The sequence below is a fragment of the Sphingobium fuliginis genome (assembly GCF_004152845.1).
GTDB lineage: Bacteria > Pseudomonadota > Alphaproteobacteria > Sphingomonadales > Sphingomonadaceae > Sphingobium > Sphingobium fuliginis.
The window spans coordinates 263669-288333 of sequence record NZ_SEON01000003.1 but is presented as its reverse complement, the minus strand read 5'-3'; the positions used below and the strand labels follow the sequence as shown (position 1 = coordinate 288333).

21 protein-coding genes are annotated in these 24665 nt (G+C 63.9%); 13 read left to right on the top strand and 8 right to left on the bottom strand.

The genetic code is table 11. The annotated features are described in order from the left end of the window. Positions 1-104: 104 nt before the first annotated feature. Both EWH10_RS10210 and purF read right to left on the bottom strand, forming a co-directional pair. Complete coding sequence (locus EWH10_RS10210; protein WP_044662386.1) at positions 105-830, bottom strand: SDR family NAD(P)-dependent oxidoreductase; 726 nt, start codon at positions 828-830, stop codon at positions 105-107. 81 nt (positions 831-911) lie between these two features. After that, positions 912-2372, bottom strand: a complete 1461-nt coding sequence (purF, locus tag EWH10_RS10205) for an amidophosphoribosyltransferase (RefSeq protein WP_044662385.1) — start codon at positions 2370-2372, stop codon at positions 912-914. 200 nt (positions 2373-2572) lie between these two features. Between purF and ccmC the strand changes: the two genes are divergently transcribed. The 8 genes from ccmC (at position 2573) to EWH10_RS10170 (ending at position 9597) form a co-directional block, all read left to right on the top strand. Further along, positions 2573-3295, top strand: coding sequence for a heme ABC transporter permease CcmC (gene ccmC / locus EWH10_RS10200; protein ID WP_044662384.1), 723 nt, complete (start codon positions 2573-2575; stop codon positions 3293-3295). A gap of 4 nt (positions 3296-3299) precedes the next feature. Next, positions 3300-3440 (top strand): hypothetical protein, encoded by a 141-nt coding sequence (locus EWH10_RS21730; protein ID WP_165363354.1) that lies wholly within the window; start codon positions 3300-3302, stop codon positions 3438-3440. Next, positions 3437-3883 (top strand): cytochrome c maturation protein CcmE, encoded by a 447-nt coding sequence (gene ccmE, locus EWH10_RS10195; RefSeq protein WP_044662383.1) that lies wholly within the window; start codon positions 3437-3439, stop codon positions 3881-3883. The genes EWH10_RS21730 and ccmE overlap by 4 nt, the downstream gene beginning before the upstream one ends. Positions 3884-4022: 139 nt before the next feature. Further along, positions 4023-5963, top strand: a complete 1941-nt coding sequence (locus EWH10_RS10190) for a heme lyase CcmF/NrfE family subunit (RefSeq protein ID WP_065845986.1) — start codon at positions 4023-4025, stop codon at positions 5961-5963. Then, entirely contained in the window at positions 5960-6487 is a 528-nt protein-coding gene (locus EWH10_RS10185; protein ID WP_025547425.1) for a redoxin family protein, read from the top strand. The genes EWH10_RS10190 and EWH10_RS10185 overlap by 4 nt, the downstream gene beginning before the upstream one ends. Then, on the top strand, positions 6484-6894 hold the full coding sequence (locus EWH10_RS10180; protein WP_025547423.1) for a cytochrome c-type biogenesis protein: 411 nt from the start codon (positions 6484-6486) through the stop codon (positions 6892-6894). Before EWH10_RS10185 ends, EWH10_RS10180 begins: the two co-directional genes overlap by 4 nt. Then, positions 6891-7526, top strand: a complete 636-nt coding sequence (locus EWH10_RS10175; protein WP_044662380.1) for a tetratricopeptide repeat protein — start codon at positions 6891-6893, stop codon at positions 7524-7526. Before EWH10_RS10180 ends, EWH10_RS10175 begins: the two co-directional genes overlap by 4 nt. 142 nt (positions 7527-7668) lie before the next feature. Continuing rightward, positions 7669-9597 carry a potassium transporter Kup gene (locus EWH10_RS10170; protein WP_044662379.1) on the top strand — a complete coding sequence of 643 codons (1929 nt, stop codon included), beginning with the start codon at positions 7669-7671 and terminating at the stop codon, positions 9595-9597. Positions 9598-9651: 54 nt separating this feature from the next. Here the strand turns inward: EWH10_RS10170 and EWH10_RS10165 are convergent, their stop codons facing one another. Continuing rightward, positions 9652-10116 carry an Hsp20 family protein gene (locus EWH10_RS10165; protein WP_007685769.1) on the bottom strand — a complete coding sequence of 155 codons (465 nt, stop codon included), beginning with the start codon at positions 10114-10116 and terminating at the stop codon, positions 9652-9654. Between the two features lie 538 nt (positions 10117-10654). Here EWH10_RS10165 and EWH10_RS10160 point away from each other — a divergent pair. Together EWH10_RS10160 and EWH10_RS10155 are read left to right on the top strand one after the other, a co-directional pair. Further along, a complete protein-coding gene (locus EWH10_RS10160) occupies positions 10655-11905 on the top strand; it encodes a lipoprotein-releasing ABC transporter permease subunit (RefSeq protein ID WP_044662378.1) in 1251 nt (416 codons plus the stop codon). Further along, entirely contained in the window at positions 11898-12587 is a 690-nt protein-coding gene (locus EWH10_RS10155; protein WP_025547415.1) for an ABC transporter ATP-binding protein, read from the top strand. Before EWH10_RS10160 ends, EWH10_RS10155 begins: the two co-directional genes overlap by 8 nt. On the opposite strand, the gene EWH10_RS10150 is transcribed toward EWH10_RS10155, so the two are convergent. Further along, positions 12573-14381 (bottom strand): diguanylate cyclase, encoded by a 1809-nt coding sequence (locus EWH10_RS10150; protein WP_044662377.1) that lies wholly within the window; start codon positions 14379-14381, stop codon positions 12573-12575. The genes EWH10_RS10155 and EWH10_RS10150 overlap by 15 nt on opposite strands. A 128-nt stretch (positions 14382-14509) precedes the next feature. Here EWH10_RS10150 and dnaE point away from each other — a divergent pair, with 128 nt between their 5' ends. Then, positions 14510-18046: a DNA polymerase III subunit alpha gene (dnaE, locus tag EWH10_RS10145; RefSeq protein WP_044662376.1), complete on the top strand. Its 3537-nt coding sequence runs from the start codon at positions 14510-14512 to the stop codon at positions 18044-18046. 85 nt (positions 18047-18131) lie between these two features. Here the strand turns inward: dnaE and EWH10_RS10140 are convergent, their stop codons facing one another. Further along, a complete protein-coding gene (locus EWH10_RS10140) occupies positions 18132-19199 on the bottom strand; it encodes a PA0069 family radical SAM protein (RefSeq protein WP_044662375.1) in 1068 nt (355 codons plus the stop codon). An 83-nt stretch (positions 19200-19282) separates the two neighbouring features. On the opposite strand from EWH10_RS10140, the gene EWH10_RS10135 reads away from it, so the two are divergent. Then, positions 19283-19792, top strand: coding sequence for a YbjN domain-containing protein (locus EWH10_RS10135; RefSeq protein ID WP_044662374.1), 510 nt, complete (start codon positions 19283-19285; stop codon positions 19790-19792). Between the two features lie 22 nt (positions 19793-19814). Here the strand turns inward: EWH10_RS10135 and moaB are convergent, their stop codons facing one another. The 3 genes from moaB to EWH10_RS10120 are packed head-to-tail and all read right to left on the bottom strand — an operon-like array spanning position 19815 to position 22854. Continuing rightward, positions 19815-20342: a molybdenum cofactor biosynthesis protein B gene (gene moaB / locus EWH10_RS10130; protein WP_044662373.1), complete on the bottom strand. Its 528-nt coding sequence runs from the start codon at positions 20340-20342 to the stop codon at positions 19815-19817. Continuing rightward, a complete protein-coding gene (locus EWH10_RS10125) occupies positions 20342-22141 on the bottom strand; it encodes a lytic transglycosylase domain-containing protein (protein ID WP_044662372.1) in 1800 nt (599 codons plus the stop codon). The genes moaB and EWH10_RS10125 overlap by 1 nt, the downstream gene beginning before the upstream one ends. Beyond that, positions 22138-22854, bottom strand: a complete 717-nt coding sequence (locus tag EWH10_RS10120; RefSeq protein WP_044662371.1) for a uracil-DNA glycosylase family protein — start codon at positions 22852-22854, stop codon at positions 22138-22140. Before EWH10_RS10120 ends, EWH10_RS10125 begins: the two co-directional genes overlap by 4 nt. 128 nt (positions 22855-22982) lie before the next feature. Between EWH10_RS10120 and EWH10_RS10115 the strand changes: the two genes are divergently transcribed. Next, positions 22983-24635, top strand: a complete 1653-nt coding sequence (locus EWH10_RS10115) for an electron transfer flavoprotein-ubiquinone oxidoreductase (RefSeq protein ID WP_044662370.1) — start codon at positions 22983-22985, stop codon at positions 24633-24635. Positions 24636-24665 lie beyond the last annotated feature (30 nt).

Below are 24665 nucleotides of genomic sequence, written 5' to 3'. Positions count from 1 at the left end.
GCCGATGCAATCGGATCGGAATCTGCTCTAGCGGCCTTGGCGGGTGGATAGGGGAAGTGCCATGCCCGCAACCGGCCAGTCCAGTCATCCCCAAGGCTCAGCCTCTAATCGATACGCGTCCGGTATCCGTCGGGCGTGTCCGCAATCACCAGATCGAGAATCGCCTGGCCCACGGCAGCCGGTTCCTTGAGCGTCGCCGGGTCTTCACCCGGAAAGGCCCGCGCCCGCATCGCTGTACGGGTGGCGCCCGGATCGACGATATGGGTTCGGATGGCGGAGATGTTCTTCACTTCCTCGCCATAGGCGCCGACCAGGGTTTCGAGCGCCGCCTTCGAAGCGCCATAGGCGCCCCAATAAGCGCGCGGCGTCGCGCTGACCGAAGAGGTGATCGCCACCACGCGCGCATCGCCGCTCGCCCGCAGCATGCCGTCGAACGCCGCGATCAGCGCCTGGGGCGCGGCGACGTTGAGCGTCAGCAACCGGGCGAATTCCTTGGCGTCGATGGCTGGAACCGAAGCCAGGCTGCCCAGCGTCGCCGCGTTCAGGACCAATATGTCCAGCGCCTGCCAGCGACCCGAAATGGCATGCGCCAATCGTCCGATGCTTTCGCCGTCGATGAGGTCCAGCGGCGCGATGGTCGCATTGCCGCCGCCCTCGTGAATGCGATCCTCCACCTCTTCCAGCCCGCCCGTGGTGCGGGCGGTCAGGATGACATGGGCGCCGGCGGCGGCGAGCGCTTCCGCCGTGGCGGCGCCGATGCCGCGGCTCGCTCCGGTGACGAGGGCGAGCTTACCGGAAAGGGGTTGGCTGGAAAGGGGTTGGATCGACATGAATATCCCTCATGGGGTCAGGAAGGAACAAGCCCGAGGCCGCATAGCGTCGGGCTGTCCGTCCAGCGGTAGGAAAGGCGTTCAGACCACTCGTTCGGCCAGCAGTTCGAGCTGGTTCTGAACCACGGCTTCGTCCTGGTCGGTCAGAGTGGTGGGATAGTCGCCGGTGAAGCAGGCGTCGCAATATTGCGGCCGTATGTCGGCGCGCTTCGCCTCGCCCAAGGCCTTGTACAGGCCGTCGATCGAGATGAAGGACAGGCTGTCGGCATGAATGAAGTCCTGCATCCCGCCAATGTCCAGACGGTGCGCCAGCAGCTTGGTCCGTTCTGGCGTGTCGACGCCATAGAAGCAGCTATGCTTGGTCGGCGGACTGGCGATGCGCATGTGCACTTCCTTGGCGCCTGCCTCGCGCATCATCTGCACGATCTTGAGCGAAGTGGTGCCGCGCACGATCGAATCGTCGATCAGGACGATCCGCTTGCCCTCGATCAGGGCGCGATTGGCGTTATGCTTCAGCTTCACGCCCAGATGGCGGACCTTGTCGCCCGGCTGGATGAAGGTGCGCCCGATATAGTGCGAGCGGATGATGCCCAGCTCGAAGGGAATGCCCGATTGCTGGGCATAGCCGATTGCTGCCGGAACGCCGCTGTCGGGCACGGGGATGACGAAGTCCGCCTCGACCGGATTTTCGATGGCCAGTTGCGCGCCGATCGCCTTGCGGACCGAATAGACGCTGGAGCCGTCCACGACCGAATCGGGACGGCTGAAATAGACATGTTCGAAGATGCAGGGCCGGGCATGGGTGTCGCCGAAGGGACGGTGGCTGCGCACCTCGCCGTCATGGGTGACGATGACCAGTTCGCCCGGTTCGATGGAGCGGACATGCTCCGCGCCCACCACGTCGAAGGCGACGGTTTCCGAAGCGAAGATGATCGAATCGCCCAGCTTGCCCATGACCAGCGGCCGGATGCCCAGCGGGTCGCGGCAGGCGACCATGCCTTCGGGCGTCATGACGATCAGCGAATACGCGCCCTCGACCTGCTTCAGCGCATCGATGAACTTGTCGAGCAGCGTGCGATAGGTGGACGTGGCGACCAGATGGATGATGACTTCCGTGTCCGACGTCGACTGGAAGATGGAACCGCGGCGGATCAGTTCCCGCCGCAGCTTCATGGCGTTGGAGATGTTGCCGTTATGCGCGACGGCGAAACCGCCCGAACTCAGTTCCGCATAAAGCGGCTGGACATTGCGGAGCGATGTCTCGCCGGTGGTGGAATAGCGGACATGGCCGCAGGCGGCGGTGCCGGGAAGGCCCCGAATCACTTCGTCGCGGTCGAAATTCCCGGCCACATGCCCCATCGCCCGATGGGTGTGGAAATCATGGCCGTCCCAACTGGTGATGCCCGCGGCTTCCTGGCCGCGATGCTGGAGCGCGTGAAGGCCAAGTGCCACCATGGCGGAGGCGGTTTCAGCGTTGAAGACGCCGAAAATGCCGCATTCCTCACGCAATTTGTCGTCGTCGAACGGGTTGGTCGTAAACATGGGTTTTTGATGGTCCACTGCCGATCCTGTGCGCCCTCATCGGGACGGCTTTCGCGCGCATATAGTGCGTTGAGGACGATTTGTCGCCTGCCTGTCACAAAAAAGGGATGCAATACCTACCGGCCGCTATTTTCCAGCGATGAAATTGGGAAAAAGGCCTACTGGCCTTGAGCCATTGGGGAGGCTAATAGCCTCTTCTCATGCATCGTTTCGCCAATCCTGCACGCTTCCTCAAAATTGCCCGGCCGTTGACCGCCTGGCTGTTCTGGCCGGGGCTGATCCTGCTGCTGGCCGGCGCCGGCTGCGGCCTGTTCGTGACCCCGGCGGACTATCTTCAGGGGGATACGGTGCGCATCCTATACATCCATGTGCCGGCCGCGTGGCTGGGCATGGGCGGATGGACCGGGATCGCCGTCGCTGCCCTCATGCAGCTCGTCTGGCGCCATCCGCTCGCGGCCGTCGCGGGCCGGGCCATCGCCATGCCGGGCGCTTTCTTCACGGCGATCTGCCTTGTCACCGGATCGATCTGGGGCCGGCCGACCTGGGGTACATGGTGGGAATGGGACGGACGCATGACCTCCATGCTGGTGCTGTTCTTCCTCTATCTCGGCTACATCGCGCTCGCCAATGCCAGCGCGCGGCAGGGCAGCGGCGGGGTGAGCCCGGTGACAGCCATTTTCGGGCTGGTGGGCGCGATCAACATCCCGATCATCAACCGCTCCGTCGTCTGGTGGAACAGCCTGCATCAGGGGCCCAGCATCACGCTGCGCGGGTCCAGCATCGATACCGCGCTGCTTTGGCCGCTCGGCTTCACCCTCGCCGGATTTACCTTGCTTTTCGCCGCGATCGTGCTGATGCGCATGCGCGCCATATTGGCGCAGAACAAGATCGAAGCGCGCATGCAAAGGCTGGCGCGGGGGTGAGGATATGAACCAGTGGGCTTTCGTCATCGGCGCCTATGCGCTGACCTTGTCGGGCACCGGCCTCATCAGCCTGTTCAGTTGGCGCGCGATGCGCAACGCTGAACGCAGGGCGTCGGCGGACAGGGTATCGGCGGACAGGGCATGAAGGCAAAGCATCAAAGGCTGATCCTGGCCGTGGTGGCCCTGCTCGCGCTGATCGGCGCGGGATTGCTGGCCGCTTCCGCGCTGAAGGACGAGGCGGCTTATTTCTACGCGCCCAATGACGTTAAGACCAAGGGCGTCGAGCCGGGCAAGGCGATCCGGCTGGGCGGCATGGTGGTCAAGGGCAGCCTGAAGCGCGCCAGCGACGGCGTCACCATCCATTTCGACGTCACCGACGGCAAGGCGACCGTTCCGGCGAGCTTCAAGGGCATCACGCCCGACCTTTTCCGCGAAGGTTCAGGTGTGGTGGCAGAAGGTGCTTTCGATGCGGGCGGCACATTCCAGGCCACCAACCTGTTGGCCAAGCACGACGAACGCTACATGCCGCGTGAACTGGAAGGCATGAGCTATGATGAAAAAACCCACAAGATGAAGGCCGAAAGGTGAGCGAGAGCCAGCTTCATTGGCAAGGTCATGCTGGGGTTGGTTCAGTATCCATCAGGCCCCGCGCTCCGCAACTCGAAGGGGCGGAGCAGGCCCGGCATCTGGTTCATGGCCATGAAGCATTCGGGAGGAAAGCGGCAGCATGATCGCTGAGGCCGGCCTTGCCGCATTATGGCTCGCCGCGTCCTTGGCGCTGCTCCAATTGGCGCTGGCCGCTGTCGGCCTGGCGGGCGGCAAGAGCGAGCTGCTGGGCGCCGTCCGTCCGGTGGCGGTCGCGCAGGGGGTGCTGACCGCGACGGCCTTCGCCTTGCTGATCATGCTGTTCCTGCGATCCGACATGTCGGTCCTGCTCGTCGCCACCAACAGCCATTCGATGAAGCCGTGGCTCTACAAATTCGCTGGAACCTGGGGCAATCATGAAGGGTCGATGCTGCTTTGGGTGACGGTGATGGGCGTCGCCGGATCGGCCGTCGCCTTATTCGAGCGGGCCTTGCGGCGTGAAACCCATATGGCGACGCTGGGCGGACAGGCGGCGATCAGCCTTGGTTTTTACGCTTTCCTGCTTTTCGCCTCCAATCCCTTCGCGCGGATCGACCCGCCGGCCCCGGACGGGCAGGGTCTCAATCCGCTGCTGCAGGACCCTGGGCTCGCCTTCCATCCGCCGACCCTCTATCTCGGCTATGTCGGCCTGTCCGTCGCCTTTTCCTTTGCCGTGGGGGCGCTTTTGACCCGGCAGGTCGACGCAGCCTTTGCGCGCGCCATGCGGCCCTGGGTATTGGGGGCGTGGATATTGCTGACGCTCGGCATCACGGCGGGCAGCTATTGGGCCTATTATGAGCTGGGCTGGGGCGGCTGGTGGTTCTGGGACCCGGTGGAGAACGCCTCGCTCATGCCGTGGCTGGCGGCGACGGCGCTGCTGCATAGCGTGACCGTGCTGGCCACCCGCGACGCCCTGCGCGCCTGGACGGTGATGCTGGCGGTCGTCGCCTTCTCCATGTCGATGGTCGGCACTTTCCTCGTCCGGTCGGGCATCCTGACCAGCGTCCATGCCTTTGCCGTCGATCCGGAGCGCGGAACCTTCATCCTGGCGTTGCTCGGCATCTATATCGGCGGGGCGCTGGCGCTGTTCGGCTGGCGCGTGGGCGCGGTCCGCGAGGGCGCGCCGTTCGAGCTGGTCAGCCGGGAAACCATGCTGGTCGTCAACAATCTGCTGCTGTCGGTCATATTGGGGCTGGTGCTGATCGGCACGCTTTATCCGCTGCTGACCGAGGCCTTCGGCCATAAGGTGTCGGTCGGCGCGCCCTATTTCGACCGCATCGCCGGGCCTGTCGCACTTGCCTTGATGATCGTCATGGTCCTTGGGCCGCTGACCCGCTGGCGGCGCGACCGGATGCGGGAGGTGAGCCGGCGCATAGCCGTCCCGCTGATAATGGCGGGATTGGTTTTCCTCGCCTTATCGGCATTCGCCTGGGGACGGATCGGCATATTGCCTTTCCTCGGCCTGGTGATCGCCCTGGCCGTCGCTGTGGGGAGTGTCGCGCCGCTCTGGAAGCGCAATCTGCGTCGCACGCCGCTTTTCACCTGGGGCATGGTGATCGCGCATCTGGGCTGCGCGGTCAGCCTGGCGGGCATGGCCTGCGATTCGGCCTTCACGGTGGAAAAGCTGGTGGCCGCCCGCCCCGGCGATACTGTGGAGACGGCGGGCTGGACGATCCGGTTCAAGCAGATTCTGCCGATAGCGGGCGATAACTGGACCGCGCTCCAGGCGGATATGGAAGCCAGCCGGGGCGGTGGGGAGCCGGTCCTGATCCACCCGCAGTCCCGCTTCTTCGCCTCGCCGCCCACGACGACGACGGAGGCCGCTCTGCTGACCCGCTGGAATGGCCAGCTCTATGTCGTGCTGGGGCAGGAGGCGGATGAAGGCCGCTGGCAGCTCCGCATCTGGTGGAAGCCTTTCGTGACGCTGATCTGGCTGGGCGGTTTCCTGATCGCTGTGGGCGGCGCACTGGCGCTGGTCGGGCGGGAACGGCGCGGATGGCTGCTCAAATGGCGGGCGCGCAGGGCCGTGGAGGCCGGCGCATGAGGAAGCTGCTGATCTGGCTGCCGCTGGCGCTGTTCCTTGGTTTTTTCGGGCTGTTTGCCAGCGGGCTGCTGCGTCCGGACGACCGGATCATCAATTCGAAACTGGTGGGCAAGGCGCTGCCTGCCTTTGTCCTGCCTGCCGCCGCGAGCGACCGGCCGCCGCTGGCAAGTTCGGAACTCGCGACCGGCAAGCCGCGCCTGCTCAATATCTTCGCGAGCTGGTGCGTGCCCTGCGCGGCCGAGGCGCCGCAGTTGCTGGCGCTCAGGCAGGCGGGCGTGGAGATCGACGCCATCGCCATCCGCGATGCCCGGCCCGATGTCGACGCCTTCCTCAAGCGCTATGGCAATCCCTATTCCCGCATCGGCCTGGATGCGCGGAGCGAGGTGCAGATCGCCATGGGTTCGTCGGGCGTGCCCGAAAGCTTCATCATCGATGGAAGGGGCCGCATCGCCTATCAGCATGTCGGCGACATCCGTCAGGATGATGTGCCGATGATCCTGGACCGGCTGAGGAATGCGCAATGAGGATGCTGGTCGCCCTGCTGGCGCTGATGCTGAGCGTGCCGGTCTTCGCGCAGTCCGCGCTGCCGCCGGCGCCCTATGCCGACCGCCAGATCGAAGACCCGGCCCTGGAGAAGAAGGCGCGGACGCTGATGGAGACGATCCGCTGCCTCACCTGCCAGAGTCAGTCGATTGCCGACAGCAATGCCAGCATGGCCGGCGACATGCGCTCCCAGATTCGCGAACGCATCATGGCGGGGGAAGAGCCCGAGCATATCCGCGCCTGGCTGATCGAGCGCTATGGCGACTGGGTCAGCTATGAGCCGACAGCCGATCCGATCCTCTGGCCGCTCTGGGCCGCGCCCCTGATCCTGCTGGGATTGGGGCTGCTGCTGCTGCGCGGTCGGATCAAGCGGGGGAGGCGGGCATGACCGGCTGGATCATTGCCGGCGCCCAGCTGGTCCTGGTGAGCGTGGCGCTCGTCCTTGTCGGGCGGGTGCCGAGGTCGGCCTGGGAAATCACGGCCGCTGCGCTGTTGCTGGGTTTGGCCGGCTATGCGTGGCAGGGCCGTCCCGGACTGGCTGGCTCGCCCCGGCAGGCGGCCGACAGGGGCGGCGCCGCGTTCGACGAGAAGCTGGCCGAGCAACGCCGGGGCCTTGCCGAGCGCTATGGCAAGGCGGGCCAATGGCTGATGCTTTCGGACGGCCTTGGCCGACAGGGGAAGACGAAGGAAGCGGCGAACGTCCTTTTGTCCGGACTTCGCGAGACTCCGGACGATCCCAATTTGTGGCTGGGCTTCGGCAATGCGCTGGTCGCGCATGCAGGCGGAGTGCTGTCTCCCGCCGCCGATTTCGCCTATCGCCGGTCGATGGCGATCGATCCCGAAGGTCCGGCGCCCCGCTATTTCTACGGACTGGCCCTCGCCCGGGCGGGGCAACTCAAGGAAGCACGCGCCCTTTGGGGCCCGCTGGCCGCCAGCGCCCCCGAAGGCAGCGAGGTCAAGAAGGAACTCGAAGGCAATATCGCGCGTATCGATGCCATGCTCGGGTCCGAAGGCCGATAGACGGTCGAAGCCGCAGCGGCATCATTGCCACCACCCGGGAGCCGTGATAGGGCGCGGCGGTTTGCGGGGGCTTATGGAATGACAAGACGGGCCGCTTCCCCGTTCGGGTGTCCAAAGATCATGACAATTCGGCATTTTCTTCATGGCTGACGAGATCACCAACGGCGCCGTGCGCGTCGATGACGAGAGCGCCCATGATCACGGTCATGCCGGACAGAAGGCCACGCTGAAGCTGGTCGTCGGTGCGATCGGCATCGTCTTCGGGGACATCGGCACCAGCCCGCTTTATGCCTTCCGCGAAACATTCGCCGGACATCATCATCTGGACCTCGATCCGGATCATATATTGGGCGTCATCAGCCTGATGTTCTGGTCGATGATGCTGGTCGTGACGCTGAAATATGTCACCGTCATCATGCGTGCGGACAACAAGGGGGAGGGAGGCAGTCTCGCCCTGCTCGCCCTGATCAACGGCCAGACCAGGACGCAGCGATGGTCGCGCGGCATCGTCCTGCTCGGCGTGTTCGCGACGTCCCTTTTCTACGGCGACTCGATGATCACGCCCGCCGTGTCGGTGCTGTCGGCGGTCGAGGGACTGGCGGTCTACAACAGCAGCCTTGCGCCGCTGATCCTGCCGGCCGCGATCGTCATCCTGCTCGGCCTGTTCTGGATACAGGGACTGGGGACCAACCGGGTCGCATCGCTGTTCGGCCCGATCATGCTGTTCTATTTCCTGACCATCGCGGTTCTGGGCATCATCAGCATCGTCAAGACGCCGGGCATCCTCCACGCCTTCAATCCCTATTGGGCGGTCATGTTCTTCGTCACCGATCCGCTGCCGGCATTCCTCGCCCTGGGCGCGGTCGTGCTGGCCGTGACCGGCGCGGAAGCGCTCTACGCCGATATGGGGCATTTCGGACGCAGTCCGATCCGCGTGTCCTGGCTGACCTTCGTCCTGCCCGCCTTGATGATGAACTATATGGGGCAGGGCGCGCTGCTGTTCCGGGAGGGCGCGGCCGCCCTTCACAGCCCCTTTTATTATCTGGCGCCGCAATGGGCGCAATTGCCGCTGGTCGGGCTGGCCACGCTGGCCGCGATCATCGCCAGCCAGGCGGTGATCTCCGGCGCTTTTTCCGTCACGCAGCAGGCAATCCAGCTCGGCTTCATGCCGCGCCTGCGGATTGCGCATACCAGCGCGTCGACGGCCGGCCAGATCTACATCCCCCTCATCAACTGGGGGCTGATGGTCATGGTGATCCTGTTGGTGCTGGTGTTCCAGACCTCGTCGAACCTCACGGCCGCCTATGGCATCGCCGTCACGGGCGCGATGTTCATCGACAATGTGTTGCTGACGGTGCTGCTCTACCGGCTATGGAAATGGCGCTGGTATTATTCGGCGCCGCTGCTGTCGGTGCTGTTCCTGGTGGACGGCGCCTATCTGGCCGCCAATTTCACCAAGGTGCCCGATGGCGGCTGGTTCCCGCTGCTGATCGGCTTCGTGATCTTCACCCTGCTCACCACCTGGTCGCGCGGGCGCCGTCTGGTTCAGGACCGGCTGCGCGAAGCGGCCATGCCGATTCCCGTCTTCGTCGCGTCCGCCGCGAACAGCGCGGTTCGGGTGCCCGGTACGGCGGTTTTCATGACCTCCACGCCCGATGGCGTTCCCCATGCGCTGCTGCATAATCTCAAGCACAACAAGGTGTTGCATGAGCGCGTCATCCTCTTGACCGTCAAGATCAAGGATGTGCCGGTTGTAGAAGATGACGGGCGCTTCAAGCTGGAGGATCTGGGCCGCGGATTCTTCCGGCTGGTGCTGCAATATGGCTTCATGCAGGAACCGGACGTCCCCGCCGCGCTCAAGAATGTGACTGGCTGCGGTCAGGCGTTCAGGATGATGGACACCAGCTTCTTCCTTGCCCGGCAGACGCTGCTGCCGTCGGCCAAGCCGGGGATGCCGCTGTGGCGCGAGAAGATTTTCGCCTGGATGCTGCGCAATGCGGAAAGTGCAATGGAATTCTTCCGGCTGCCGACCAATCGCGTGGTCGAACTGGGCAGCCAGGTCGAGATCTGATCCATATAAAAGGGCGCGGCAGGACCGCCGCGCCCCATCTTCCATCCAAGCGGATCAGGCCGCGTCGCGATCGGCATTGATCTCGACGAGCTGACCGCCGTTGATCGCGATCTTCTTCGGCTTCATCGCCTCCGGAACCTCACGCACCAGTTCGATCGTCAGCAGACCATCGGCCAGGTCGGCCTTTTCGACCCGCACGAAATCGGCGAGTTCGAAGCGGCGTTCGAAGCTGCGGTTGGCGATGCCGACATGCAGGAAGCGAGAGCGGTCGCCGCCCTGCGATTCTTCCTTGCGCCCGGTGACCTGGAGCAGGTTCTGCTGGGCAGTGATGTCGATCTCGTCCGTCCGGAAGCCCGCGACGGCCAGCGTGACGCGATAGCGATCTTCGGAAATCCGTTCGATGTTGAACGGGGGATAATTGTCGCCTTGCTGCAACCGGGCGTTGTTCTCGATCAGGTCGAAGAGACGATCGAAGCCCACGGTCGAGCGGCGATAGGGGGTAAGGTCAAAACCACGCATTGTCATAATCTCCCAAAGAGCAAAATGAACATGCCGGACCCAGAACAAGGCATCCGGCGGTACCATGCCCAACCCCATATGGCGGCTGGACGGCTTTGATATGGTTCGATGGAAAAGCGTTTCAAGTGGTCTGGCGACGGGATTTTGGATGCGTGGCGGGCGCCATGCGCAGCCTTGTTCACATGCCCGGAGGCGGCCCAATGGCTGGTCGTTCAAGCCCGAAAAGAAAAGTACCCGGGCCGTGTTTCCACGACCCGGGTACTAATGGACGATTGCTCGTCTCCCCCTTGGCCTGCCTCGACCGCTTCTCAGCCCCCTAAGCTCGAAGCGGGATGCAGTATCCCTGAACCACGGCCATTTACCTGTGCTTCGTCGCCTGTGCTATGTATAGAGCAGGCCGCTGTCACGGGCTATTTCCCAGCCTTGTGATTTTCCCCGCGAGGCTGTGGCTCCGGTGCAACAATCCGGCAATGCTTGCCGTCGTTCGATAGCATGCTAGACGGGCTGCCTGTCCAATCGAGAGGCCATTCGCGCCGTCATGATTCTATCCCGATACGAACGCATGATTGCCAAGCGTTACCTGCTGCCCGGCAAGGGGGAGGGGTTCATATTCCTGGTTGCCGGCATCAGCCTGGCCGCCGTGATGCTGGGGGTGGCGGCGCTGATCATCGTGATGAGCGTGATGAACGGCTTTCGCGCCGAACTGTTCGACAAGATCGTGGGCCTTAACGGTCATGCCGTCGTCCAGGGCTATGGCGGACGCCTGCCGGACTGGAAGGCGGTGTTGAGGGAGGCGAAGGCGACGCCCGGCGTGACCAGCGCCACGCCATTGATCGAGCAGCCCCTGCTGGGCAGCTTTCAGGGGCGGGTGGAAGCGGTGCTGGTGCGCGGCATGACGGTGAACGACATCCGCAACAATGCAACGCTGAAGGCGAAGGTCGTGGCCGGCAGCCTGAGCGCGCTGACCCCCAATGGCGGCAAGGTGGCGATAGGGTCGCGGCTGGCGGAAAATCTGGGAATCCAGTTGGGCGACAGCCTTACCATCATCAATCCCGCGGGCCGTTCGACGCCCTTCGGCACGGTGCCGCGGCAGGTATCCTATCAAGTGGCCGCCATTTTCGAGGTCGGCATCTACGATTATGACAAGGCCTTCGTCGTCATGCCGGTGGAGGACGCCCAGACATTGCTGCTGTTGGGCGATGTCGTCAGCATGATCGAGGTGGAGACCGTCAACGCCGACCAGGTGGCCGCCATATTGGAACCCTTGGCCGGCAAGGTCGCGGGCCGCGCGATCGTCACCGACTGGCGGCAGATGAATGCCTCGCTGTTCGAGGCGCTGGCGGTCGAGCGCGTCGCCATGTTCGTCGTGCTGTCGATCATCGTGCTGGTGGCGGTTTTCAACATCCTCTCCTCGCTCATCATGCTGGTGCGCGCGAAGACGCGCGACATCGCCATCCTGCGGACCATGGGTGCGAGCCGGGCCGGGCTGGTGAAGATATTCATGACCGTGGGCGTGACGATCGGCGCGCTGGGCATGGCGGCGGGCATGGTGCTGGGCTTCACCTTCCTGTTCTTCCGTCAGAGCGTGGTGAACGCGATCCAGTTCATGACGGGGCAGAATCTCTGGGACCCGTCGATCCGCTTCCTCACCGAATTACCGGCCAAGCCCGATCCGGTGGAGATCGCCATCATCTGCCTGATGGCGTTGATCTTCAGCTTCCTGGCGACGCTCTATCCCGCGTTCAAGGCCGCCAATACCGATCCTGTGCAGGTGCTGCGTTATGAATGAGATATTGAAGGTCGCAGGCCTCAAGCGCAGCTTCACCCAGGGCGGCGTCACCATAGAGGTGTTGCGCGGTGTCGAGTTGTCGGTGGCGCCGGGAGAAATCGTGGCGTTGCTCGGTCCGTCGGGATCGGGGAAATCGACGCTGCTCCAGGCGGTAGGACTGTTGGAGGGCGGCTTCGACGGATCGATCCGCATCGCGGGCGAGGAAGCGGCGAAGCTCGACAATGACGGACGGACGCGGCTTCGCAGGGATGCGCTGGGCTTCGTCTATCAATTCCACCATCTGCTTCCCGACTTCAATGCGGTGGAGAATGTCATCCTGCCGCAGGTGATCCGCGATGAGGAGATGGCAACGGCCCGCGCTCGCGCCGAATCCCTGCTCGGGTCATTGGGGCTTGGCCATCGGCTGGAACATCGGCCCAGCCAGCTTTCCGGCGGCGAGCAGCAGCGCGTGGCCGTGGCGCGGGCGCTCGCCAACCGGCCTGCGCTGGTCCTTGCGGACGAGCCCACCGGCAATCTGGACGAGCGGACCGCCGACGTCGTGCTGGCCGAATTCCTGCGGCTGGTGCGCGAGGAAGGTTCCGCCGCGCTGGTGGCGACGCATAATGAAAGACTGGCGGAGAAGATGGACCGGGTTGTCCGCCTTCATGAAGGACTGCTGGAGGAAAGTTCAGGCGGAATGTGACGCCGCATCCCGGACCGTCGCGATGACGATCTGGTTCCTTCCCTGATTCTTCGCCCGAAGCAGCGCGGCGTCCGCCGTCCGGACCAGTGTTTCCGCCCTGCCATGGTCGGGGAAGACGGCAAGGCCGAAGGAGGCTGTGATCGGCCCCAGTTCTTCGCCCCGATGCTCGACTCGCAGTTCCTGCAATTTCTGCTGCACCTGAATGGCGCGGTCGATGGCCTGATCCTGCGCGAAGCCGGGCATCAACAGCACGAACTCCTCCCCGCCCAGACGGAAAGCGCAATCCTTTTCCCGCAACGCTTCGTCCAGCACGCCGCCCACGGCGCGCAGCACGGCATCGCCCGCATCATGGCCATGGGCGTCGTTGAACCGCTTGAAATGATCGATGTCGACCATCAGGCAGGCCAGCGGCGTCAGGGCGCTTTCGGCATGGGCCACCTGTTCGTTGAACACCGCATCGAAGCGGCGACGATTGGCCAGCCCGGTCAGCGGATCGGCCATGGCCATCTGCCGCAACGCATCGCGCAGCCGCAGATTGGCAAGAGCCAGGCCGATATTTTCCGCCAGCATCTCCAGATATTTCTCGGTGCGGCCGATCTGGTCGGCGGTACGATCCTCGGGCTGCTCGACATAGAGCAGGCCGATGCTCTCCCCCTGCGCCGTCAGCGGTATGCAGATGGTGCGGACCTGCGCATTTCCCGTCAGATGCTCGCAGGGAATGTCGACCAGATCGCCGGCCGGCTTGTGAATCTGCCCCCGCCGCAGCGCCCAACAGGTGGCGGGCGTAAAATCGCCGCCCGACTGCCGGGGCGACAGCCAGTCGCAGGCCTGCACCATCATGTTGCGGCGCGTGTCGTGAATGTAGAGCCGCCCGGCAAAACCCGGCGCGATCTCAGGCGCGAAACGCCGGACGACCTCGACCAGATCGCTGGTGCTGTCGCATCCCTGCAGGCGTTGCGTCATGCGGGAAAGCTGGTCGCGCGTGATCCGGTCCGCATCGCGTTCCTGCTCCAGCCTTTGCCTTTCCAGGCCGTTTTCCCGGAAAATGCGGATGGCCTGCGCCATGTCGCCAATCTCGTCCACCTGGGGAAAGTCGGGCGGCACAGCGGCGTAGTCCTGCGCGGCAAGGCGCGTCACAACATCGCTCAGCCTCACAACCGGACGCAATATGCGCTGCTTCAGGATGAAGTAGAGCACGCACAGGAACAGCAGGGCGGTAGCACCCAGCATGATTTCCGACATGATGCGCCACTGCCGGGCCGCTTCGGTCGCCTGCTGGACGGTGTTTTCCGCCCGCTGATCCAGCATATACTGGAACTTGCCGATCTGGGCGGCGACGCGATCGAGTTCCCGGCCATATTCGTCCCCGAAGACTATGGTGCGCGCGGTCTCCCGGTCTCCCTTTTCGGCGGCGTTGATGGCGGCTTCCTGCTCATCGGTCAGCGCGTCGGCCCAGTGCAACCCCTGCCGCAACGCCGCCAGTTCGCTGATGCTTGCCCCCCGGTCGCGCAGATGCAGGATACGCTGCTCGACAGAGCGGAGCGCCGCCTTCTCCCGCCGATAGGCGATGATATGCGACGGATCGCCCGTAATCACATAGGCGCGCGCCTGCTCGGTCAGCCGATAGGTGTCTTCCTCCAGCGTGGCGGTCATCTGGTCGAACACGGCCCGCTGCTCGACGGCGGCCCGCTCCTTTTCTTCCGCGCTGGAGGCCATCAGCATGACCGCCCCCGAAGCGAGGGTAAGGGCCACGGTGGCGCCATAGGCATAGTTGGTGATGGTGGATAGACGCATGATCCGCTCAGGCTAGAACTCAATAGTTGGAGATGTGTTAACCATCGGCCAGTGACGGTGCAATTTTACCCACGACTTTCTGCGTCCGGGGGCTGGCGCCGAATCGGTGGGAATGCCTAGATGAGGTCATGCCTCATGCCGGTTTCGTCCCCCTTCGCGTCTTTTCATCCTTCACCATGCTGGAGGGGGCGATCGACCCCAAGAAGATCGCGAAGCAGGCCAGGGCTCTGGGCTTTCCCGCCGCGGCCATCACCGACCGTAACGGCCTGTATGGCTCCATGGCCTTTTCCGACGCCTGCAAGGGGGAGGGGGTGCAGCCGATCATCGGCGCGATGATCGGCATTTCGCGCCCCGACCGCCCGGCCAATGCGGCGCCCGTGCACGACTGGATCGCCCTCTATGCGCAGGATGCGGTCGGCTATGACAATCTCTGTGCGCTGGTATCCATGGCGCATCTCGACCGGCCCGTCGAAGAGGTGCCGCATATCAGCCTAAACATGCTGGAGGGGCGGACCGATGGCCTGATCGCCTTGACCGCCGGAGGGGAAGGCGCGCTGGCGCGGCTCTTCGCCGAGGATCAGCCTGCTGCTGCGCTGGCCTATGCCAGTCGGCTGGAAGCGCTGTTTCCCGGAAGGCTCTATATCGAAATCTGCCGCCGTTTCGACCCCATCGAAGGGAAGGCGGAACCGGAACTGCTCGACCTTGCCTATGCCCGCGACCTGCCTCTGGTGGCGACCAACCCGACCTGCTTTGCCGAGCCGCATTTCCACGAAGCGCATGACGTGATGCTCTGCATTGCCGACAGCGCCTATGTCGAGACGCCCGACCGTCGCACCAGTTCGCCGGACGCCTGGATGAAACCGGCGGCGGAGATGAGGCGGCTGTTCGAGGATTTGCCCGAAGCGCTCGCCAATACGCTGGTGGTCGCCCAGCGCTGCGCCATTGCCGCCCCCAAGCGCAAGCCCATCCTCCCCAGCCTGGCCGGCGACATAGAGGGCGAGGCGAAGATGCTGCGCGAGCAGGCGACGGCAGGGCTGGAAGCCCGGCTGGCCAAGGCCGGCATCACCGACGAGGAAGCGCGAAAGCCCTATTTCGACCGGCTGCGGTTCGAAGCCGACATCATCATCCAGATGGGATTTCCGGGCTACTTCCTGATCGTGGCCGACTTCATCAAATGGGCGAAGGATCATGACATTCCGGTGGGGCCGGGACGTGGTTCGGGCGCTGGATCGGTCGTCGCCTGGGCGCTGACGATCACCGATCTGGACCCGCTGCAACTGGGATTGCTGTTCGAGCGCTTCCTGAACCCGGAACGCGTCTCCATGCCGGACTTCGACATCGACTTCTGTGAAACCCGGCGAGGCGAGGTGATCCGCTACGTCCAGCAGAAATATGGCACGGACCATGTCGCGCAGATCATCACCTTCGGAAAGCTGAAGGCGCGCGCCGTTCTGAAGGACACGGGCCGCGTCCTGCAGATGAGCTATGGGCAGGTCGACCGCCTGGCCAAGCTGGTGCCCAACCATCCGACCGATCCCTGGACGCTGGAACGCTCGCTGAACGGCGTGGCGGAGTTCAGGGCGGAATATGACAATGACGCGCAGGTCAGGCGACTGATCGACTATGCGATGAAGCTGGAGGGCTTTCCGCGCCACAGCTCCACCCATGCGGCGGGCGTGGTGATCGGCGACAGGCCGCTGTCGCAACTGGTGCCGCTCTATCGCGATCCGCGCTCCGACATGCCGGTGACGCAGTTCGACATGAAATATGTCGAGGGCGCGGGGCTGGTGAAGTTCGACTTCCTTGGCCTCAAGACGCTGTCCGTCTTGCAGAAGGCGGTGCAACTGCTTGCGGGCCGGGGGGTGGAGGTCGACCTCAATTCGCTCGGCTGGGACGATCCGGCGGTCTATGAACTGCTCCAGCGGGGCGATACGGTCGGCGTGTTCCAGTTGGAATCGGAGGGCATGCGCAAGACGCTGGCCGCCGTGCGTCCAACCAATTTCGGGGACATCATCGCGCTGGTGTCGCTCTACCGCCCTGGGCCGATGGATAACATCCCGATGTTCGGCCGTCGCAAGAACGGTCAGGAAGAGATTGAATATCCACATATATTGCTGAAACCGATCCTGGAAGAGACCTATGGCATCTTCGTCTATCAGGAACAGGTGATGCAGGCCGCGCAGATATTGGCGGGCTATTCGCTGGGCGATGCCGACCTTCTGCGCCGCGCCATGGGCAAGAAGATCAAGGCGGAGATGGATGCGCAACGCGCCCGCTTCGTCGAGGGGTGCGCGAACAGCGGCATCGCGGCGGGCAAGGCGAACGATCTGTTCGACTTGATCGACAAGTTCGCGGGCTATGGCTTCAACAAGTCGCACGCCGCCGCCTATGCTCTGCTTGCCTATCAGACCGCCTGGCTGAAGGCGCATTATCCGGCGGAATTCTATGCCGCGTCCATGGCCTTCGACATCCACCTGACGGACAAGCTGACCGTGTTCGTGGACGACATGCGGCGCATGGGGCTGAGCTGCCTGGCGCCGGACATCAACCGCAGCCTGGCGGATTTTTCGGTCGAGCCGGTCCAATATGAAGGCGACGACCCGCGCCTGGGCTTTGCCGTGCGCTATGCGCTGGGCGGGCTGAAAGGCGTGGGCGAGAAGGCGATGGAACAGCTTGTGGCCGAGCGGGAGGTTGGCGGCCCGTTCAAGTCGCTGGACGATTTTGCCGACCGGATCGAGCCGCGTCTGCTCAACCGGCGGCAATTGGAAAGCCTGGCGGCGGCTGGCGCCTTCGACGGCGTGCATGCCGACCGGGCCGGCGTCCATGCAGCGGCGGAAACGATCCTCAGCGTCGCCTCCAGCGCTGCGGAGGCAAGGGAAAGCGGTCAGGGCGGTCTGTTCGGAGATGTCGAAACGCCGCATGCGGATGTCCGCATCCCGCCGCACCAGACCTGGTCGACGGCGGACCGCATGGCGCAGGAAAAGGATGCCTTCGGCTTCTATTTCTCCGCGCATCCGGTGGACCGCTACCGCCATCTGGCAGAGGCGCGCGGCGCGAAAAGCTATGGCGCGATTTGCGCCGAACCGGTGGCGGAGGGCGGACGTGCCACCGGCGTGATGGCGGCCATGGTTGAGGATGTGCGCTGGCGTGAAACCAAGCGCGGTGCGCGCTATGCCGCCGCAACATTCTCCGACAGCAGCGGTCAGTTTCAGGCAAGCTGCTTCGATGAGGATGCCTGCAAGGCTATCGAGGATATGGCGCGCGAAGGCGATTGCGCGTTGCTGATGGTTGAACTGGACCGCTTGCCGGGCGAAGAAACGCCGCGGGTGACGGTCCGCGGGGTGGAACCTTTCCGCCAATTGGCCAATAGTTCCCGCATGGAACTGGTGGTCGATGTGAGCGATGCAGCCGCAATCGGGACGTTGGCGCAGCTTCTGGCGCGCGCGAAGGGAGGACGGAGCGAAGTCTTCCTGCGTGCGCCCGTGGGGGGAGGCAAGGCGGCGCGGCTGTTCCTGGGCGACGATTATCTGATCGGTGCGGACCAGGTCGACAGCATCGCGACGATTGCCGGCCTGCGCATTGGGTCGTTCGAACGGATGGAAGCCAAAGCGGACGGCTATCGCGCACGCAATCGGCGTTCGGGCTTGCGCTTGGTGGCTGGTTGAGCTTCCTCCGGTCGAGGACAGCTTGCCCTCACCGTCGCCATGTGCAGGAACCCCAGTTCCGAAGCTCGATCTGGAGCCTGAACCCCTAGAATAGGCTCATCTGGTCACCCTCCGGCCTTCGGAACAGATCGGTGCGCAGAGTCACCCGTTCTCCAGTGAAGCCCGCCCGTTTACGTGCCTTTTGAAAGCGCGTGCGGATCAGGTCGGCCCATACTCCCTGCCCGCGCATCCGGCTGCCGAAATTCGCGTCATTGTCGCGACCGCCCCTTATGTCATGGATGATTGCCATCACCTTGGCCGCGCGGTCGGGATAATGTTCTTCCAGCCAGGCGCGGAACAGCGGGGCGACTTCATGGGGCAGGCGGACGGGAATATAGCTGGCGTCCCGTGCGCCAGCCGATGCGACGCGAGCGACAATATCCTCTATCTCATGATCGGTGATAGCGGGAACTATGGGCGATATGCTGGCGACGACCGGTATGCCCGCATCCGCCAACCGCCGGATCGCCTCCACCCGGCGAAGCGGATGCGGCGCGCGCGGTTCCAGCGTTCTGGCCGTGGCGGGATTCAGCGAGGTCACCGAAATCATCACCGCGACCAGCCTTTCCCGCGCCATGCAGGTCAGCAGGTCGATGTCGCGCAATATCCGGTCGGATTTGGTCGTGATATAGACCGGATGACGGCATTCCCACAATATTTCAAGGCATTGTCTGGTGATCCTCCAGTCCCGTTCGATCGGCTGATAGGGATCGGTATTGGTGCCCATCGCGATCGGGTTGACCTGATGGGATTTCTTGGAAAGCTCCTTGCGAAGCAACGTTGCCGCGTCGGGCTTGGCAAACAGCCGGGTTTCGAAATCCAGGCCGGGCGACAGGTCGTGATAGGCATGGGTCGGACGGGCGAAGCAATAGATGCAGCCATGTTCGCAGCCCCGATAGGCGTTGATCGACTGGCTGAAGGCAATGTCGGGAGAGTTGTTGCGGCTGATGATGGTTCGAGGGCTTTCTACCGTCACCTCCGTACGCCGCCGCGGCGGGACGCCGTCAATGTCGGCCAGGGCATCCAGCCAATCGCCGTCGGACGTTCGTTCGGGCATGTTGAAACGCCGGCTTTCGCCGTTTACCGTCGCACCTCTGCCTTTCTCAACCGCCATCTCGGAATTAGAACATAAAGGGAACATATTGACAAGGCCGTATCCGCCGGTTCATCTGAAGCCCATTCGAAAAGGGGGACATCATGCGGAAGATCATCGCCGTGGCAGGTTTGTGGATGGCGGCTTTGGCAACGCCCGGCCTGGCTGCCGACGCTGGGGCCTGCGGTGCGGGCCTGATATGCGCGAGCGATCCGCAAACCGTGGTGCAGGCGCTTCAGGCCGCCGGATACAAGGCGCTGTTGGGCAAGAGCAAGCAGACCGGCAATCCGAAGATCGAAAGCGCGGCGAGCGGCTATGATTACTCGATCTTCTTCTATGAATGCGAGCAGACGCGGCATTGCGGGTCGCTGCAATTTCAGGTGAGCTTTGAGGATGACGGCGGCAATACGCCGGAGCTTGCCAATAAATGGAACAAGGACAAGAGGTTCGCGCAGATGTCCGTCTGGGACGACGGATCGCTGGCGGTCGCCTATGACGTGACGACCGTCGGCGGGCTTAACCAGAAGAATTTCGCGGATGTGATCGACTGGTGGACGGTCATGCTGGGTGAGGCCAGCAAATTCTTCAAGGAAAACCCTGCGCCGACCAAATGAGGCCGCAAATTGTGGCGATGTCTCAGCGTTCGGTCAGGCGCGGCATGAGTTCCACGAAATTGCAGGGCCGGAAACGATTGTCGAGTTGGCTGACGAGGATGCCGTCCCAGGCATCCTTCACCGCGCCCGTCGATCCAGGCAGCGCGAAGATATAGGTGCCCCGTGCGACGCAGGCGGTCGCCCGCGACTGGATGGTGGACGTGCCGATGCTTTGATAGCTGAGCCAGCGGAACAACTCTCCAAAGCCCGGAATTTCCTTGTCCTGCACCTGCGCCAAAGCCTCCGGGGTGACGTCGCGGCCCGTGACTCCCGTTCCGCCTGTCGTGATGATGCAGTCGATCTGCGGATCGTCGATCCAGCCATGCAGACGCGCGACGATGGCCGAGCGTTCGTCCCGCTCGATATGACGGTCGGCCAGGACATGGCCGGCGGCGGCAATGCGATCCGCCAGAATGTCGCCCGACCTGTCGTCGGCGGCCGTGCGGCTGTCCGACACTGTCAGCAATGCAATCCGAACCGGCAGGAAGGGCCGGCCTTCGTCGATCGGCATCAGTCGGAACCGCCGGCAATACTGGCGGCGATGCTTGCGCTGGCCATCGGCTTCCTGGGAGCCAGGCGCACCAGGCGCGTGCCCTTCGTTCCCGGAAAGGTCGGCCAAAGTCCCTGCGCCATGCCGGCCAGCGATTCCGCACTGCCCTTCGCCTGGATCTGATACATCCAATAGTTGCGCATCACGATGTTCACATAGGCGCGCGTTTCGTAATAGGGCAGGGATTCGATGAACAGCAGCGGGTCGCCATTGTCCTTCACTTCGCTGTTCCAACGCTCGACGGGCATCGGCCCGGCATTATAGGCGGCCATCACCTTGGGCAGCAGCCCGCCGGTCGCGCCCATGTCGCGCAGATTTTCGAGGTAGCGCTGGCCATATTCCATATTGGTCGACGGCACGAACAGTTGATCGGACGCGGAAAGCCCCATCAGGCTGCCCGTGCTGGGCAGCACCTGCATCAGTCCGCGCGCGCCTGCGCTGCTCACGACATCCCGGCGGAAACCGGATTCCTGGAGCGCATGGGCATAGATCAGCGCCGGGTCGACCCGCCATCCACCATCCGGCCGCCAATCGGGCGCGGGGAAGCGCGCGAAACTGCCCGGCTGCTTGCCCGCAGGACCGTTATGAGCGAGCCAGAGCTGGGTTTCCGGCAGGCTCAGCGCGCCCGCCAGCCGGATCAGCGCATCATATTGGCCGGTCCCGCCGATCTTCGCCTGATAGCGCAGGATCTGGTCCGCTCGTGCCGTTTCACCAATGGCTGACAGGGTGACGGCCGCCCGCACATTAGGGCTGTCCTTGAGCTGCTGCCATTCCGTAGCGCCGAAGCGAGGTGCGGCAGGCGCGCCGCCCAAGGGCACGGCCAGCGTTTCGCGGGCGAGCAGGCCGTAGAAGCTCTCTTCCGAGCGCGCAGCGGTCTTCAGCAGGGCTTCGACCCGCTCCGGTTCTCCGCACACCATATAGGCGCGCGCCGCCCAATAGGCGCCTGCTGCGCGCATGTCGCTATTGCCGGCCAGCGTCGCGACATTGCCGAAAGCAGGCGCAGCGGCCCGGCAGTCATTCTGGCGCCAGGCCGCAAGGCCGGTGGTCCAATAGGCCTGAACAGCCCAATCGCCGCCGCTGCGGCCTTCAAGGGCCTTCGCCGCCATGCGCCGGGCGTTGGCGTCGTCGCTTTCGATATAATAGGCCCAGGCGATGCGCTGCCGCACTTCGGTCAGGCCCTCCGGCGTCAGCCCCGCCTCACCGGTGGAAAGCAGGGCTTCGGCGCCGGCCGGATCGTCATTCTTGATGAAGGGCTGGATTTGACCGACCAGTGCCTGAGCCAGCGCATCGGTCTTCACCGCCGACACATATTCGCGGCGGGGCGCGCCACCCAGCCAGACCATCTTCTGCACCTGGGGCAGGGCGGGCAGGATCGTGGCGCCACGCTTCTGCGCCAGCCGGGAAAGCTGATCGGCCTTGTCCAGCCATGGCGCCTTGTTGATGAGGTCGAGCAGTTCGAACAGCTCGACCCTGGGGGAATTCCTTGCGAGGTAGAGTTCGGCCAGGGCGACCGGGCGGAAAGCGTCCTGTGCGTCCAGCGCGCCGATCATCGCCTTCGCATCCATCCATTTCTGGTCCCGCAAGGCGGCGTAAATGGCGCTGTACCGGCCCTTGTCGGCCTCGCTCAGCTGGAGAGGCGATGAGGGCAATTCCCTGGCAATCGCGGGAACAGTAACCGCCGTGTCGGCGTTTGCCGGCATGGCCGTCGCGGCGAAAGCCAGCGCTGCCAGGCATGATGAAAGGGTGGTTGCGCGAATCACTCAGTCATTTCCTCGATCAGACCTTGCAGCACACGCCAACATTCTGCCTTTGCTGCGGGTTGGCCAAGCAGCAAACGCGGGTGAAATGTGGCGAAGGCGGGTAAGGTGCCGCCATCATGGTTAAAATTCCGTAAACCTGTCTCCGGCGTTGGCAGAAGGGTGCGGATCGTCCGGTCGCCCAACAACAATAATCTTCGGGGGGAGGCAAGCATCACATGTGTGCGCATGCGCGCTGCGGCGGCCGCCAGGTCCGACGCCTCCACCATCGCGCCCGGCGGACGCGACAGGAAGAGCGACCCCAGATGGATGTCCTGCCGCTTGAGGCCGATCGTCCGCAACATGGCATCGAACAATTGACCCGCACGCTCGCTGAGCAGGGCTCCTGCCCCGATGTCTGCGGGATCGGGCATGTCGGTGATGACCATGAGAGGTGCGTTGACGGGCCCTGCGGGCATCAGCGCGGCGCCCGGCCAGCGCCGCTCCGGCTGGGCGGCGTCCTCCGCAAGCCAAGTCAGGAAGGAGTCGAAAGACTGGGGCTTCGCCTGGGCGGGAGCATCGTCGGACGCGGCGATCCGCTTTCGCGGCGGCTCCTGAACGGGGCGCAACCAGTTGGTCGGTTCCTCCCCGATGGCGCAATCCACGCCGGCCAGCCTCCACCACGCCATATAGGCATTGGCGGTCTCCGCCAGATTTTCCTGCAATAATCCCCGCATCGATTGTCTTGGGCCAGAGGTTGACGCCGTGGTCAAGTTTCTTCATCGCGCTCAGTGGCAAAACGTTTGGGTAGCGCGGCGACCGGATCAGGAAGGAAAACCGGCGGCGTCGACGAAATGGAGGGAATATGAGCGAACGGGATTCGATGCCCTATGACATCGTCATCGTCGGCGGGGGACCGGCGGGGCTGTCTTCGGCCATCAGGCTGAAGCAACTCGCGAACGAGGCTGGGCAGGAATTGTCGGTTTGCGTGCTGGAAAAGGGCTCGGAAATCGGCGCCCATATCCTGTCGGGCGCGGTGGTCGATCCCAAGGCGCTGGATGAGTTGTTCCCCGAATGGCGCGACATGGGCTGCCCGATGGCCGAAGTGCCGGTGACGGACAATCAGCACTGGTTCCTCAGCAAGGGCGGCAAGATGAGCATGCCGCACATCATGACGCCGGGCTGGATGCACAACAAGGGCACCTATACCGGATCGCTGGGCAATCTCTGCCGCTGGCTGGCCGAACAAGCCGAGGGGCTGGGCGTCGAAATCTTCCCCGGCTTCGCGGCGGCGGAAATCCTCTACAATGAGGACGGGTCGGTGAAGGGCGTCGCGACCGGCGACATGGGTATCGACCGGGAGGGCAATCGCAAGCCTGACTATCAACCTGGGCTGGAACTGCATGCGCGCTACACCTTCTTTGCGGAGGGCGCGCGGGGCCATCTCACCAAGATATTGAAGCGCCAGTTCGCGCTAGATGCCGACAGCGAGCCGCAGGTCTATGGCCTGGGCATGAAGGAATTGTGGGACATCGATCCCGCCAAGCACAAGCCCGGCCTCGTCATCCATACCCAGGGCTGGCCGCTGACCGACGCCTATGGCGGCGGCTTCCTCTACCACCAGGCCAATGGGCAGGTGGCGCTGGGCTTCGTCGTGGGGCTGGGCTATCGCAACCCCTATCTCTACCCGTTCGAGGAATTCCAGCGCTGGAAGCAGCATCCGGAAATCCGCAAATATCTGGAGGGCGGCCGTCGCGTCTCCTATGGCGCGCGGGCGATCAACGAGGGCGGCTGGCAGTCGATCCCCAAGCTCGCCTTCCCGGGCGGCGCGTTGATCGGTTGCTCGGCGGGCTTCGTCAACGTGCCCCGCATCAAGGGTACGCATACCGCGATGAAGTCGGGCATGCTGGCGGCGGAAGCGGCCTTCGCTGCGATCCGGGCCGAACGGTCGAGCGATGTGCTGGACGATTATGAGGCCAATCTGCGGTCGAGCTGGATCGCGACCGAACTGCAACTGGTCAAGAATGCCGAGCCGCTGCTGTCGAAGTTCGGCAACACCATCGGCACGGTGCTGGCGGGCATCGACATGTGGATGCGCACGCTGAAGATCGGCCTGCCCTTCACGATGAAGCACAAGCCCGATGCGGAGAAGCTGTGGCGCAAGGACGTGTCGAGGAAGATCGACTATCCCAAGCCCGATGGCGTGATCAGCTTCGACCGGCTGTCGTCGGTGTTCCTCAGCAACACCAATCATGAGGAGGATCAGCCGGTCCATCTCCAGCTCAAGGACCCGTCCATCCCGATTTCCTACAACCTGCCCCTTTATGACGAGCCGGCGCAACGCTATTGTCCGGCGGGCGTCTATGAAGTGGTCGGGCTGGAAGAAGGCGAACCCCGCTTCCAGATCAATGCGCAGAACTGCGTCCACTGCAAGACGTGCGACATCAAGGACCCGACCCAGAACATCAACTGGGTGGTGCCCGAGGGCGGTGGAGGACCGAACTATCCGAACATGTAGGCGCCTACCTCAACAGGCATTTGCTGCAAT